The sequence below is a fragment of the Cupriavidus sp. Agwp_2 genome, from assembly GCF_040784895.1.
Lineage (GTDB): Bacteria > Pseudomonadota > Gammaproteobacteria > Burkholderiales > Burkholderiaceae > Cupriavidus.
Genome location: NZ_CP088083.1, coordinates 146,267 through 160,814 on the forward strand (window position 1 = coordinate 146,267; position 14,548 = coordinate 160,814).

Consider the following 14,548-nt stretch of genomic DNA (forward strand, 5'->3'; position numbering starts at 1 on the left):
CGCCCGCAGCGCAGGCTGGACAGATCCCCACCAAGACCCAAGCACGAAGAGACGATACGATGCCCACGCTGGAAACCAAACTGAACGCCCGCTCAGAATCGTTCAAGGCCAACGCCGACGCGATGCGGGAACTGGTGGCCGACCTCAAGGCGAAGATCGCAAAACTGGCGCAGGGCGGCGGTGACGACGCGCGCAACAAGCACCTGTCGCGTGGCAAGCTGCTGCCGCGCGACCGCGTGCAGATGCTGCTGGATCCTGGTACGCCGTTCCTGGAGCTGTCGCAGCTCGCGGCCTACGACATGTATGACGATGCCGCGCCGGGCGCCGGCATCATCACCGGCATCGGCCGCGTGGCCGGGCAGGAGTGCGTGATCGTCTGCAACGACGCCACCGTCAAGGGCGGCACGTACTACCCGATCACGGTCAAGAAGCACGTGCGCGCGCAGGAGATCGCCGAGCAGAACAACCTGCCGTGCATCTACCTGGTCGATTCCGGGGGCGCCAACCTTCCCAACCAGGACGACGTGTTCCCCGATCGCGACCACTTCGGCCGCATCTTCTACAACCAGGCCAACCTGTCCAAGCAGGGCATCCCGCAGATCGCGGTGGTGATGGGTTCCTGCACCGCAGGCGGCGCCTACGTGCCGGCGATGAGCGACGAGTCGATCATCGTCAAGAACCAGGGCACCATCTTCCTGGGCGGCCCGCCGCTGGTGAAGGCCGCCACCGGCGAGGAAGTCAGCGCCGAGGACCTGGGCGGCGCCGACGTGCATACGCGCCTGTCCGGCGTGGCCGACTACTTTGCGCAGAACGACCACCACGCGCTGAGCCTGGCGCGCAATATCGTGCAGCACCTGAACCGCCGCAAGCCGGACCAGATCCGCCTGCACGAGCCGGCCGAACCGCTGTACCCGGTGGAAGAACTGTACGGCGTGATCCCCACCGACACGCGCAAGCCCTATGACGTGCGCGAGGTGATCGCGCGCATCGTCGACGGCTCCGAGTTCGACGAGTTCAAGGCGCGCTACGGCACCACGCTGGTATGCGGCTTCGCGCGCATCTGGGGCTACCCGGTCGGCATCGTCGCCAACAACGGCATCCTGTTCTCCGAGTCGGCGCTGAAGGGCGCGCACTTTATCGAGCTGTGCTGCCAGCGCAAGATCCCGCTGGTGTTCCTGCAGAACATCACCGGCTTCATGGTGGGGCGCAAGTACGAGAACGAAGGCATCGCCCGCAACGGCGCCAAGATGGTGACCGCGGTGGCGACCGCGCAGGTGCCCAAGTTCACCGTGATCATCGGCGGCTCGTTCGGTGCCGGCAACTACGGCATGTGCGGCCGTGCGTATTCGCCGCGCTTCCTGTGGATGTGGCCGAACGCGCGCATCTCGGTGATGGGCGGCGAGCAGGCCGCGAGCGTGCTGGCGACGGTGCGCCGCGATGGCATCGAGGGCAAGGGCGGCAAGTGGAGCGCGGAAGAGGAAGACGCCTTCAAGCAGCCGATCCGCGACCAGTACGAGCACCAGGGCCACCCGTACTACGCCAGCGCGCGGCTGTGGGACGACGGCGTGATCGATCCCGCGCAGACGCGCACGGTGCTGGGGCTGGGCCTGTCGGCCAGCCTGAACGCGCCGATCGAGGACATGAAGTTCGGCGTGTTCCGCATGTAGTGCCGGCAGGGCATCGGCCCTGTCTGCTTTACTGGTTTCATTGGCTTTATCGGTTTCATCGGTTTTTTGGCTGCTACTCCCATGCGTTGCGTGACCCGCCTGCTTTCCTGCCTTGCCACGGTGCTGGCCTTGCTGCCGGCCCTGCCGGCGCCGGCGCAGACCGGGGCCGGCACCGGGCAGGCTGTGCCGCGCATGCGCTTCACCGAGCAAGTGGTGATGCTGCCCAAGGCTGCCATCCCGTCACGCATCGACCTGGAGGCGACGGTGTTCAAGCCGCCGGGAGAAGGGCCGTTCCCGCTGGTGGTGATCAACCACGGCAAGGCGCCGGGCCGGCCCTTCACCCAGGGGCGCGCGCGGTTTCCGGCGCAGAGCGCCGAGTTCCTGCGCCGCGGCTACGTGGTGGTGCTGCCGATGCGGCAGGGCTTCGCGCGCTCGGGCGGCGCCTATGTGGGCGGCAGTTGCGACATCGAGGCCAACGGCATGATGCAGGCTGACGACGTGGTCGCCACGCTCGACTACATGGCCACGCTGCCCTATATCGACATGGAGCGCATCGTGGTGATCGGGCAATCGCATGGCGGCCTGACCACGATGGCCTTCAGCACCATCGGCTATCCCGGCGTGCGCGGCGTGGTCAACTTTGCCGGCGGGCTGCGCAACCTTAACTGCGCGGACTGGGAAGACCGGCTGGTGGACGCCTTCGCCAGCTACGGCGTCGCGGCGCGCTACCCGTCGCTGTGGGTGTACGGCGACAACGACAGCTACTGGCCGGTGCCATTGCCCGGCCGCATGTTCAACGCATACAAGGCGCAGGCCAAGGGCGAAGCGGCCAATGCACGGCTGTTCGACGTGGGCGAGTTCAGCAACGACTCGCACCGGGTGTTCAGCGCGCGCGAAGGTATCCCGCTGTGGCTGCCCGAGGTCGCCGACTTCTTCCACTCGCTCGGCCTGCCGTTCGAGACCGGCTCCTGAGCCGTACCCGCCAACCATTCAGACATCCGCCAACGGAGCGAACCATGGACTTCACCACCCTCACCGTCACTATCGCCAACCACGTCGCCACCGTGACGCTGAACCGGCCCGACGTGCGCAACGCCTTCAACGAGACCGTGATCGCCGAAGTCACCGGCGCCTTCCGCGCGCTCGGCGACATGGACGAGGTGCGCGCCATCGTGCTGGCCGGCAACGGACCGGCCTTCTGCGCCGGCGCCGACCTGAACTGGATGAAGAAGATGGCCGGCTATTCCGACGACCAGAACCGCGCCGATGCGCTCACGCTGGCGCAGATGCTGCATACGGTCTGGTCGTGCCCGCGCCCGGTAATCGCGCGCATCCAGGGCGACACCTACGCCGGCGGCATGGGACTGGTCGCCGCGTGCGACATCGCCGTGGCCGCCGAGCACGCGCATTTCTGCCTGTCCGAAGCGCGCCTGGGGCTGCTGCCCGCCACCATCAGCCCGTACGTGATCCGCGCCATGGGCGAGCAGGCGGCCCGCCGCTACTTCATCACCGCCGAGCGCTTCGACTCGGCCGAGGCGCTGCGGCTGGGATTCGTGCACGCGGTAGTGCCGGCTGAAGCGCTTGACACCAAGGTGGCTGAACTGGCGGCCGCGCTGGTCGGCAACAGCCCCAACGCCGTGCGCGAGAGCAAGCGGCTGGTGCAGGATATTGCGGGGCAGGTGATCGACGACGACCTGCTGGCGGATACGGCGGACCGGATCGCAAAGATCCGGTCGTCGGAGGAAGGGAAGGAAGGCGTGCGGTCGTTCCTGGAGAAGCGGTCGCCGGCGTGGCGTCCGGCCTGAGGCCTTAATCCAGCCGCGAGTTTGCTCTCCTCTCCCGCCTGACGGGAGAGGGAAGTCATGCTGCAGCACACCGGACGCTTGCAGCACCGAAAAAAGCTCGCGGAATTTTGCGTGAAGATCGCTGCACGCTAACCGCAAGACTGGTGCTTCACCCCAATAACATCCCCCAAGTCCGGCTAAACCACCCCCAAACCAAAAAAACCGGCAACATTGCCAACCGCAAGGGGACATTCATAACATGACCCTCCCGAACCCGTCCGCCCACATCGCGCACCCGGCCCAGCCGGCAACGCCAGGCACCCGGACGGTCAACAAAGGAGGGCTACCTTGGATCACCCGTCCCTTTTTCCAGGCGAAGCGCCGGCGCAGTCGCTAGGCCAGCGCAGCCGCAACGCGGTCTGGCACCCGTGCACGCGGCTGCGCCCCGATGACGATGCGCTGCCGCTGGCGATCGTGCGCGGCGAAGGCCCGTGGCTGTTCGATGCCGACGGCCGCCGCTATTTCGACGCCACCAGCTCGTGGTGGGTCAACCTGTTCGGCCACGCCAACCCGCGCATCAGCGCCGCGCTGGCCAGCCAGCTGGAAACGCTCGAGCATGTGATGCTCGCCGGCTGCACGCATGCCCCCGCGGTGGAACTGGCCGAGCGCCTGTCCGCGCTGAGCGGCGGGGCGCTCGGCAATGTGTTCTACGCCTCGGACGGCGCTTCGGCGGTCGAGATCGCGCTCAAGATGAGCTTCCACTACTGGCGCAACACCGGTCTGCCGGCCAAGCGCGAGTTCGTCTGCCTGCGCAATGGCTATCACGGCGAGACCGTGGGCGCATTGGCGGTGACCGACGTGGAAATCTTCCGCGACGCCTATGACCCGCTGATCCGCCGCGCCCACGTGGTGATGTCGCCCGACGCGCGCCAGGCCTTGCGCAGCGAATCGGCCGCCGACGTGTCCGCGCGCGCGCTGGCTGAACTGGAAGCGCTGCTGCGCGAGCGCGCCGGCCAGGTCGCCGCGCTGATCGTCGAGCCGCTGGTGCAGGGCGCCGCCGGCATGGCGATGCATGACCCGTCCTACCTCGACGGCGTGCGCGCACTGTGCGATCGCTATCGCGTCCACCTGATTGCCGACGAGATCGCGGTCGGCTGCGGGCGTACCGGCACCTTCTTCGCGTGGGAACAGTCGCGCGGCGAGACCTCGGCCGAGACGCCGCTGCCCGCGCATGCGTGGCCCGATTTCCTGTGCCTGTCCAAGGGCATCAGCGGCGGCTACCTGCCGCTGTCGCTGGTGCTGTCGCGCCCGGAGATCCAGCGCGCCTTCGTCGCCGACGAACTCGCGCGCAGCTTCCTGCATTCGCATTCGTACACCGGCAACCCGCTGGCCTGCCGCGCCGCGCTGGCCACGCTCGACCTGTTCGAGCAGGACAACGTGATCGAACAGAACCGCCAGCGCGCCCGCTGGCTGGCCGACGCGATGGCGCCGCTGGCTGCCGACGCGCGCCTGCAGCACGTACGCCAGCGCGGCCTGATCTGGGCCGCCGATGTGCGCGACGATGTGGCCGGCGCGGAATTCTCATCGCGTTTCCACCATGCCGCGCGGGCGCGCGAGTTGCTGGTGCGGCCCATCGGCAACACGCTGTACGTGCTGCCGCCCTATGTATTCGATGCCGCGCAGGCAAGCTGGCTGGGCCAGCAACTGCTGGCCACGCTCGACGATGTCACCACCAGCGCGGAGGTTCGCCATGCTGCTTGAACAACTGAAACAGGCCGCCGCACAGCGCCAGCAACTGGCCCTGACGCGCCGCCGCCGCATCGCGCACACCGCGTGCGCGCCGCACCAGGCCGTGGGCGCCGTCGATGCGCAACCGCAGCCGCTGCTGACTTTCTGCAGCAACGATTACATGGGACTGGCCAACCATCCGAAGGTGATCGCCGCGCTGGCGGAAGGCGCGCACCGCTACGGCGCCGGCAGCGGCGCGTCGCATTTGGTCAGCGGCCATTCGCTGGCGCATGCGCAGCTGGAGGAAGAACTGGCACGCTGGTTCGCGCCGCATATCCCGCACGCGCAGACGCTGTACTTCTGCACCGGCTACATGGCCAACATGGCGGTGCTGACCGCGCTGGGCACGGCGGGCGCAACGCTTTTCTGCGAATCGCTCAACCATGCCTCGCTGATCGACGGCGCCCGGCTGGCACGCGCCGACGTGCAGCGCTACCCGCATTGCGACACCGCCGCGCTGGAAGCGCTGCTGGCGGCCAGCACCAGCGAGCGCAAGCTGATCGTCACCGACAGCGTGTTCAGCATGGACGGCAATGTCGCACCGCTGCGCCAGCTGCTGGCGCTGGCCGAGCGCTACGACGCGTGGATCATCGTCGATGACGCGCATGGCTTCGGCGTGCTGGGCGAGCAGGGCCACGGCGTGCTGGAAGCGCTGGGACTGTCGTCCGAGCGCTTTATCTATATCGGCACGCTGGGCAAGGCAGCCGGCGTGGCGGGCGCATTCGTCGCCGCGCATGAGACCGTGATCGAGCACCTGGTCAACACCGCGCGGCCATACATCTACACCACGGCCGCGCCGCCGGCGGTGGCGCATGCGCTGCTGGCCAGCCTGGCGATCATCGAAGGCGAGGAAGGCCGGCAACGCCGTGCGCAACTGACGCGCTGCATCGCGCTGCTGCGCGAGGGGCTGGCACGGCTGGCCGCCAGCGCCGGCTGGTCGCTGGGCGAGAGCCAGACCGCGATCCAGCCGCTGATCATTGGCGACAACGCCGCGTCGCTGGCACTGTCGGCGGCACTGGAGGCCGGCGGCATCCGCGTCGGCGCGATCCGGCCGCCGACCGTGCCGGAAGGCACGGCGCGGCTGCGCATCACGCTGTGCGCCGCGCATGACGAGGCCGACGTGCGTCGCCTGCTCGACGCCCTGTCCGAGGCGATGCCGCGCAAGGAGGCAGCATGATCGCCCTGCGCAACTTCGCCTGCTTCGTCACCGGCACCGATACCGGCGTCGGCAAGACCCACGCCAGCGCCACGCTGCTGCATGCGTTGAACGGCGCCGGCTACCGCAGCGCGGGCATGAAGCCCGTCGCCAGCGGCAGCGACTGGCGCGACGGCCACTGGCACAACGACGACGTGGCGCAGTTGCGCGCCGCCAGCTCCGTGACGGTGCCGCTCGGCCATACCTGCCCGTTCCTGCTGCGCACGCCGTGCTCGCCGCACCTGGCCGCGGCGCAGGAAGGGGTGCGCATCACCCGCGCGCCGATCCGCGCCGCCTTCGACGCGCTGCGCCAGCAGGCCGACGCCGTGGTGGTGGAGGGCGTGGGCGGTTTCCACGTCCCGCTCGATGCCGGCGCGGTGCGCTGGAGCACCGCCGACCTGGCCGTGATGCTGGGCCTGCCGGTGGTGATGGTGGTCGGTATCCGCCTGGGCTGCCTCAATCACGCCGTGCTCACCGCCGAAGCGATCCGCGCGCGCGGCCTGTTGCTGGCCGGCTGGATCGCCAACCGGATCGACCCCGACATGCTGCTCGCCGACGAGAACATCGCCACGCTGCATGCATCGCTGGACGCGCCGTGCCTGGGCGAGCTGCCCTGGCAACTGGAGCCCGCCGCCGCCGCGACACGCCTCGACCTCGCTCCGCTGTTCGCCGCCACCGCCAAATCCCAGGCCGAGGCCGCCGGCCTTGCCGCCTGAACCAGAATTCGACTGAAAAAAACATGACCCAAGCCCACACCGTTACCACCATCTCCGCCGATTCGCTGCGCCAGACCGCACGCCAGCACGCATTGCCTGACGACGCCAAATGGCGTGTCGACGACGTCGCCGCGCTGTTCGCGCTGCCGTTCAACGACCTGCTGTTCCGCGCCCAGCAGGTGCACCGCGAGAATTTCGACGCCAACACCGTGCAGCTGTCGACGCTGCTGTCGATCAAGACCGGCGGCTGCGAGGAGGATTGCGGCTATTGCCCGCAGAGCGCGCACCACGATGCCGGCGTCAAGGCCGAGAAGCTGATGCCGCTGGACGAGGTGCTGGACGCCGCGCGCGCCGCCAAGGCCAACGGCGCCACGCGCTTCTGCATGGGCGCTGCCTGGCGCAGCCCCAAGGACCGCCACCTGGAGCCGGTGATGGACATGGTGCGCGAGGTCAAGGCGATGGGCCTGGAAACCTGCGTCACGCTGGGCATGCTCAAGGCCGAGCAGGCGCAGCAGCTCAAGGACGCCGGGCTGGACTACTACAACCACAACCTGGATACCTCGCCTGAGTTCTACGGCAAGATCATCACCACGCGCACCTACCAGGACCGGCTCGACACCATCGGCCATGTGCGCGACGCCGGCATCAACGTCTGCTGCGGCGGCATTGTCGGCATGGGCGAATCGCGCGAGGCGCGCGCCGGCCTGATCGCGCAGCTGGCCAATATGGACCCGTATCCGGAGTCGGTGCCCATCAACAACCTGGTCCAGGTCGAAGGCACGCCGCTGGCCGGCACCGAGGCGCTGGACCCGTTCGAGTTCGTCCGCACCATTGCGGTGGCCCGCATCACCATGCCGGGTGCCATGGTGCGCCTGTCCGCCGGCCGCGAGGCCATGGACGAAGCCTTGCAGGCGCTGTGCTTCATGGCCGGCGCCAATTCCATCTTCTACGGCGAAAAGCTGCTGACCACCGGCAACCCGCAGGCCGACCGCGATCGCGCCCTGCTGGCCCGCCTGGACATCCGCGCGGAGGGTTACGCCGGGTAGTTGCGCGGGGAAGTTACGCGATAAAGCGACATCGGAAATAACCCATTGGACATCTCCCCGCCGTAAGATGCCGATAACGGCATAACAAGGAGGGAGCCATGTTCAGCAAGATCCTGATCGCCAACCGCGGCGAGATCGCCTGCCGTGTCGCCGCCACTTGCCGCCGGCTCGGCATCCGCACCGTCGCGGTGTACTCGGATGCCGACGCCAATGCCCGCCACGTCGCCTTCTGCGACGAGGCGGTCCATATCGGCGGCGCCGCCGCGCGCGACAGCTACCTGCGCGCCGACCACATCATCGAGATGGCCAGGGAAAGCGGCGCCCAGGCGATCCACCCGGGCTACGGCTTCCTGTCCGAGAACGAAGCCTTTGCCGAGGCCTGCGCCGCGGCCGGGCTGGTCTTCATTGGCCCGCCGGCCTCCGCCATCCACGCCATGGGCAGCAAGAGCGCGGCCAAGCAGTTGATGGAAAAGGCGTCGGTGCCGCTGGTGCCGGGCTACCACGGCGAAGACCAGGATCCGGCGCTGCTGCGCCGCGAGGCCGACCGCATCGGCTACCCGGTGCTGCTCAAGGCCAGCGCGGGCGGCGGCGGCAAGGGCATGCGCGTGGTCGAGTCGGGCGATGGCTTCGAGGCCGCGCTGGCGTCGGTCAAGCGCGAGGCCAGCGCCAGCTTCGGCGACGACAAGGTGCTGGTCGAGAAGTACCTGACCCGCCCGCGCCATATCGAAATCCAGGTGTTCGCCGATACCCACGGCAACTGCGTCTACCTGTTCGAGCGCGACTGCTCGGTGCAGCGCCGCCACCAGAAGGTGCTGGAAGAGGCGCCCGCGCCGGGCATGACGGAAGAACGCCGCCGCGCCATGGGCGAGGCCGCCGTGGCTGCCGCCAAGGCGGTGGGCTACGTTGGCGCCGGCACCGTCGAGTTCATCGCCGATTATTCCAACGGCGAGGACGGCTCCTTCTATTTCATGGAGATGAATACGCGCCTGCAGGTCGAGCACCCGGTCACCGAGATGATCACCGGGCAGGACCTGGTCGAATGGCAACTGCGCGTCGCCGCCGGCGAGCCGCTGCCGCTCACGCAGCAGCAACTGCGCATCGACGGCCATGCGCTGGAAGCGCGCATCTACGCCGAGAACCCCGACAAGCAGTTTCTGCCGTCCACCGGCACGCTGCGCTTCCTGCGCACGCCGGCGGCGGTGCAGTTCATGCGTGGCGAAGATGCGCATGGCCCGGCCGGCATACGCATCGATGCCGGCGTGCGCGAAGGCGACACCATCAGCCCGTACTACGACCCGATGATCGCCAAGCTGATCGTCTGGGGTAAGGACCGCGACGAGGCGCTGGCGCGCATGCGCCAGGCGCTGGCGGCATACCATGTGGTCGGCCTGTCGACCAACGTGGCGTTCCTGCAGCGGCTGGTGTCGTCGCAGGCGTTCCGCACCGCGGACCTCGATACGGGACTGATCGAGCGCAACGAGAAGACCCTGTTCCCACCGCGTGCGCCGGTCGGCATGGAGATCATCGCGCTGGCGGTCGCCGCGCTGCTGGATCGCGAGGCGCGCGAGCTGCGCATCGACGCCGCCGATCCCCACTCGCCGTGGACCCACGGCGGCGCGTGGCGGCTCAACGGCGGCGTGTCGCGTCAGCTGCGCTTCGGCTACGGCGACCATGTGCTCGACGTGACGCTGAACACCAATGCGCGCGGCAGCACGTTGATCTACGCCGACCAGGCCGCGCCTTTCGCCAGCACCTGCCAGGCCGACGACCTGCGCGTCAACCTTGGCACCCGCCGTGCGCATGGACAGGTGCACAGCGATGGCGAGACCTTCCATGTGTTCTATGCCGGGCGGCATGTCGCGCTGGCTTGGCTCGACCCGCTGGCCCATGCAGGCGAAACCGAAAGCGAGGGCGGCAAGCTGACCGCGCCGATGCCGGGCAAGGTCATCGCGGTGATGGTCGAAGCCGGCAGCACGGTCACGCGTGGCACGCCGCTGCTGGTGATGGAAGCGATGAAAATGGAGCACACAATCAGCGCACCGGCCGACGGCGTGGTCAGCGAAGTGCTCTACGGGGTGGGCGAGCAGGTGGCCGAAGGGGCGCAACTGCTGGCGTTCGAAGGCAAGTAAGGAGCGCGCACGACGGGGTCTGGCCCGAAGCCTGACCCCGATCGCATTCCTCTGCCAAAATAGCTTTTTGAGCGATCAACGCCTGCCGTCAATCCCGCGCGCGCGGAAACGGCACGGACGCCGCTTCTCCCCCGCAATATCCCTGGAGACAAAATGAAGTTGCAGTTGTACGTCCCCGACGGCCGCTATGACCCGTGGATCGAAGGCTTTGCCGAAGCCCTGCCTGAAGCCGAATGCCTGACCTGGGAGGGCAGCCGCGACGAGCCAGCCGACTATGCCGTGGTCTGGCGCCCGCCCGTGGAAATGCTGCGCGGCCGCACCGACCTGAAGGCGGTGTTCAACCTCGGTGCCGGTGTCGACGGCATCCTGCGGCTGCGCGACGAAGCGCCCGATGCGCTGCCCGCCGGCGTGCCGATCGTGCGGCTGGACGATGCCGGCATGGCCGCGCAGATGGCCGAGTACGTCACCGCCGCCGTGCTGCGCTATTTCCGCAAGCTCGACGCCTATGAGGCGCAGGAGCGCGCCGGCAACTGGAAATTCCTCAAGCCGCATCGCCGCGCCGACTTCACCATCGGCGTGATGGGCGTGGGCACGCTCGGCACGCATATCGCCCGCACGCTGGCCGGCTTCGGCTTCCCGGTGCGAGGCTGGAGCCGTACCGCGCGCGCGATCGAAGGCGTCAGCGGTTTCTACGGCGATGCGGGGCAGGCGCCGTTCCTGGACGGCCTGCGCGTGCTGGTCAATGTGCTGCCGCTGACACCGCAGACCGAGAACATCCTGAATGCCGGCCTGTTCGCGCGACTGGCGCAGGGCGCCTATGTGATCAACGTGGCGCGGGGGCAGCACCTGGTCGAGGAAGACCTGCTGGCCGCGGTGCAGTCCGGCCAGGTCGGGGGCGCCACGCTCGACGTGTTCCGCACCGAGCCGCTGCCGGCCGACCATCGGTTCTGGCAGGAGCCCCGCATCACGGTGACGCCGCATATCTCGGCGCTGACGCTGCGCGAGGACAGCATCGCCCAGATCGCCGGCAAGATCCGCGCGCTGCGCGCGGGCCAGCCGATTGCCGGCGTGGTCGACTTGCAGCGCGGGTACTGAACCCGGCTGCTGAGCACGGCACCCCACATAACGAACAAAGGACAGGAGACGGCCATGACCATCCCGAACTACGTGAAGATCGTCGAAGTCGGCCCGCGCGACGGCCTGCAAAATGAAAAGGCCATGGTGCCGACCGACGTCAAGGTCGCGCTGGTCAACCAGCTGACCGATGCCGGCTTCGTCAATATCGAGGCTGCATCGTTTGTCTCGCCCAAGTGGGTGCCGCAGATGGCCGATGGCGCCGACGTGATGGCGCGCATCCAGCGCCGGCCCGGCACGCTGTACTCGGTGCTGACGCCGAACATGAAGGGTTTCGAAGGCGCGGTCGCCGCCGGCGCCGACGAGGTGGTGATCTTCGGCGCCGCCAGCGAGGCGTTTTCGCAGAAGAACATCAACTGCTCGATCGCCGAGTCGATCCAGCGCTTCGAGCCGGTCGCAGCCGCGGCGAAAGAGAAGGGCGTGCGCCTGCGCGGCAGCATCTCGTGCGCGCTGGGCTGTCCCTACCAGGGCGAGGTCCCGGTCAGCGCCGTGGTCGACGTGGTGCGCCGCATGCGCGAGCTGGGCTGCGACGAGATCGATATCGCCGACACCATCGGCGTGGGCACTCCGGTGCGCGTGCAGGAAGTGATGCGCGCCGCCTCGGCGGAGTTTGCGATCGACCGGCTCTCAGGCCATTTCCACGATACCTACGGCCAGGCGCTGTCCAACATCCTGGCCAGCCTGGAAGTCGGCATCGCGATCTTCCACGCGTCGGTCGCCGGTCTGGGCGGTTGCCCGTATGCGAAGGGCGCGACCGGCAACGTGGCCACCGAAGATGTGCTGTACATGCTGCACGGCATGGGCATCCATACCGGCATCGATCTGGAAGCGGTGGTGCGCACCGGCGACTACATCTCACAGTCGATCGGCCGCGCCAACAGTTCGCGCGTGGGCCGGGCGCTGCTGACCAAATGGGCCGCCGCCAGCGATGCGGCGCCCGCCTGCGTCTGAGCACAGGGAATAAGGAGAACGCATGACGGCAAGTAACGAAGCGCTGCCCGAATCCGCGCAGCGCGTGGCGGACCTGCTGGCCGGGCTCGGGCACGACCGCCCGGTGGTGATGCTGCCCGCCACCGGCAAGACCTCCGCCGAAGCGGCGGCGGGGCTGGGCTGCAGCGTGGCGGAGATCGCCAAGTCGATCATCTTCCGCCGCGTCGAGGACGATGCGCCGGTGCTGGTGATCGCCAGCGGCAGCAACCGCGTCGACGTGGCCAAGGTGGCCGCGCGCGTGGGCGCGCTGGGCAAGGCCGATGCGCGCTTCGTGCGCGAGAAGACCGGCTATGCCATCGGCGGCGTCTGCCCGATCGGCCATGCGGTGGCGCCGGTGATGCTGCTCGACCAGGACCTGTTTCGGTACGACAGCCTGTGGGCCGCCGCCGGACATCCGCACGCGGTGTTCAACCTGACGCCGCGGCAGCTGCAGCAGATGACCGGCGCGGAAGTTGCCGACGTGGCCGCCGGAGCGCCGGCGTGAGCCCCGGGCTACGTGCAGGGCTGAGCTTCAGCTGGCAATACACGGTGCCGCCCAAGGCCACCGTGCCGCGCCTGTACGACGATATCCCCTGCTGCCCGGAGATGCCCGACGTGCTGGCCACCGGCTACATGGTTGGCATCATGGAATGCGCCTGCCTGCAGATGCTGCGCGAGCACCTGGACTGGCCGCGCGAGCAGTCGCTCGGCACGCTGGTCAGCTTCTCGCACCTGGCGCCGACGCCGCCGGGCATGACGGTGACGGTCAAGGGCCAGCTGGTCGAGGTGGACGGACGCCGCCTGCGCTTTGAACTGAGTGCCTGGGACGGCGAGGACAAGATCTCGGAGGGCGTGCACGAGCGCCACCTGATCGACGCGGGCCGCTTCAACGAAAAGGTGGCGGCCAAGGCGGCGCGCCAGGCAAAGCATGCCTGAAGCGCGCGCATCTGCGACGCTTGCGGCATTGGCCGCGGAGCTCGCGGCACAGGCCGCCCGGCTGGCAACGCCGGTGCCCTCGCCGTGCCGCAACGTCTGCCGCATGGATGCGGCCAGCGGCTACTGCGAGGGCTGCCTGCGTACCATCGAAGAGATTGCCGGCTGGTCATCGGCCGGCGACGAAGACAAGCGCCGCATCTGGGCGCAACTGCCCCAGCGCGCCGCCTGGCTGGCGGGCGAGGAGACACCCCCTTGAGCGAAGCATCGATGCCGACGTTGCCCGAGACCATGCGCGTGTTCGAGCGCGGCTGGCTGTCGGCCAACAACATCCTGTTCGTCGATGGCGACGATACCGCGCTGGTCGACACCGGCTACGTCAGCCATGCACCGCAGACCGTGGCGCTGGTGGCCTCAGCGCTGCAGGGCCGGCCGCTGGCTCGCATCCTCAACACCCACCTGCATTCCGATCACTGCGGCGGCAATGCCGCGCTGCAGGCGCGCTGGCAACCGCGCACCGCGATTCCCGCTGCCGAAGCCGCGGTTGTGGCCGCGTGGGACACCGAGGCACTTACCTACCGCGCCACCGGGCAGCAGTGCGACCGCTTCGGCTTCGACAGCGTGCTGCACGACGGCGATGCGGTGACGCTGGGCGGCATGGAATGGCGGGTTGTGGCCGCGCCTGGCCATGATCCGCATGCGGTGATGCTGTTCGCGCCGGGGCCGCGCATTTTGATTTCCGGCGATGCGTTGTGGGAAAACGGCTTCGGCGTGATCTTTCCCGAGCTGGAAGGCGAGAGCGGCTTCACCGAGCAGGCGGCGGTGCTGGCACGCATCGCGGAGCTGGATGCGCGGCTGGTGATTCCCGGCCACGGACGCATGTTCACCGACGTGGTCCCTGCGGTCGAGCGCGCCACCGCCAGGCTGCGCCACCTCAGCGCCGATCCCGCGCGCAATGCCAGCCATGCGGTCAAGGTGCTGGTGAAGTTCAAGCTGCTGGAGCAGCAGCGGATGACGCAGGCGGAACTGGCGCAGTGGATGGCGGAGGCGCCGTTGATGGTGCGGATCCGCGACCGGTTCATGCCGGGGCAGGAGATGGCGGAGATTTCCGCGCAGACGGTGCGGGCGCTGGTGGGCGCCGGGGCGTTGGCGGTGGAAGGGGAGTGGGTGGTGAATCGGGATTGAGG

The 14,548-nt window shown here is 68.5% G+C and carries 14 protein-coding genes; all 14 read left to right on the forward strand.

Features of this window, described 5'->3' with window-relative positions; genetic code table 11:
• The first annotated feature begins 59 nt into the window (after window positions 1–59).
• The 14 genes from LPA45_RS00680 (at window position 60) to LPA45_RS00745 (ending at window position 14,546) form a co-directional block, all read left to right on the forward strand.
• On the forward strand, window positions 60–1,667 hold the full coding sequence (locus LPA45_RS00680) for a carboxyl transferase domain-containing protein (RefSeq protein WP_367394762.1): 1,608 nt from the start codon (window positions 60–62) through the stop codon (window positions 1,665–1,667).
• Between the two features lie 81 nt (window positions 1,668–1,748).
• Entirely contained in the window at window positions 1,749–2,639 is an 891-nt protein-coding gene (locus LPA45_RS00685) for a dienelactone hydrolase family protein (RefSeq protein ID WP_116316856.1), read from the forward strand.
• Window positions 2,640–2,683: 44 nt separating this feature from the next.
• The gene (locus LPA45_RS00690) at window positions 2,684–3,472 is read left to right on the forward strand and encodes an enoyl-CoA hydratase/isomerase family protein (RefSeq protein WP_116316857.1); all 789 of its coding nucleotides are present in this window, start codon (window positions 2,684–2,686) and stop codon (window positions 3,470–3,472) included.
• Between the two features lie 327 nt (window positions 3,473–3,799).
• Window positions 3,800–5,212, forward strand: a complete 1,413-nt coding sequence (gene bioA, locus LPA45_RS00695; RefSeq protein ID WP_367394763.1) for an adenosylmethionine--8-amino-7-oxononanoate transaminase — start codon at window positions 3,800–3,802, stop codon at window positions 5,210–5,212.
• Window positions 5,202–6,416 carry an 8-amino-7-oxononanoate synthase gene (gene bioF / locus LPA45_RS00700; RefSeq protein ID WP_116316859.1) on the forward strand — a complete coding sequence of 405 codons (1,215 nt, stop codon included), beginning with the start codon at window positions 5,202–5,204 and terminating at the stop codon, window positions 6,414–6,416. The genes bioA and bioF overlap by 11 nt, the downstream gene beginning before the upstream one ends.
• On the forward strand, window positions 6,413–7,150 hold the full coding sequence (gene bioD / locus LPA45_RS00705) for a dethiobiotin synthase (RefSeq protein WP_367394764.1): 738 nt from the start codon (window positions 6,413–6,415) through the stop codon (window positions 7,148–7,150). Before bioF ends, bioD begins: the two co-directional genes overlap by 4 nt.
• Before the next feature lie 23 nt (window positions 7,151–7,173).
• Window positions 7,174–8,196: a biotin synthase BioB gene (gene bioB, locus LPA45_RS00710; protein ID WP_116316861.1), complete on the forward strand. Its 1,023-nt coding sequence runs from the start codon at window positions 7,174–7,176 to the stop codon at window positions 8,194–8,196.
• Window positions 8,197–8,294: 98 nt separating this feature from the next.
• Window positions 8,295–10,325, forward strand: coding sequence for an acetyl-CoA carboxylase biotin carboxylase subunit (locus LPA45_RS00715; RefSeq protein ID WP_367394765.1), 2,031 nt, complete (start codon window positions 8,295–8,297; stop codon window positions 10,323–10,325).
• A 153-nt stretch (window positions 10,326–10,478) separates the two neighbouring features.
• Window positions 10,479–11,420, forward strand: coding sequence for a glyoxylate/hydroxypyruvate reductase A (locus LPA45_RS00720; RefSeq protein ID WP_317922695.1), 942 nt, complete (start codon window positions 10,479–10,481; stop codon window positions 11,418–11,420).
• A gap of 54 nt (window positions 11,421–11,474) precedes the next feature.
• Window positions 11,475–12,410, forward strand: a complete 936-nt coding sequence (locus LPA45_RS00725) for a hydroxymethylglutaryl-CoA lyase (protein ID WP_116316864.1) — start codon at window positions 11,475–11,477, stop codon at window positions 12,408–12,410.
• 22 nt (window positions 12,411–12,432) lie between these two features.
• Entirely contained in the window at window positions 12,433–12,933 is a 501-nt protein-coding gene (locus LPA45_RS00730; RefSeq protein WP_367394766.1) for a YbaK/EbsC family protein, read from the forward strand.
• A complete protein-coding gene (locus LPA45_RS00735) occupies window positions 12,930–13,364 on the forward strand; it encodes a thioesterase family protein (protein WP_116316866.1) in 435 nt (144 codons plus the stop codon). The genes LPA45_RS00730 and LPA45_RS00735 overlap by 4 nt, the downstream gene beginning before the upstream one ends.
• Complete coding sequence (locus LPA45_RS00740; protein ID WP_116316867.1) at window positions 13,357–13,620, forward strand: DUF1289 domain-containing protein; 264 nt, start codon at window positions 13,357–13,359, stop codon at window positions 13,618–13,620. Before LPA45_RS00735 ends, LPA45_RS00740 begins: the two co-directional genes overlap by 8 nt.
• Before the next feature lie 11 nt (window positions 13,621–13,631).
• Window positions 13,632–14,546, forward strand: coding sequence for an MBL fold metallo-hydrolase (locus LPA45_RS00745; protein ID WP_367395041.1), 915 nt, complete (start codon window positions 13,632–13,634; stop codon window positions 14,544–14,546).
• The last annotated feature ends 2 nt before the right edge of the window (window positions 14,547–14,548 follow it).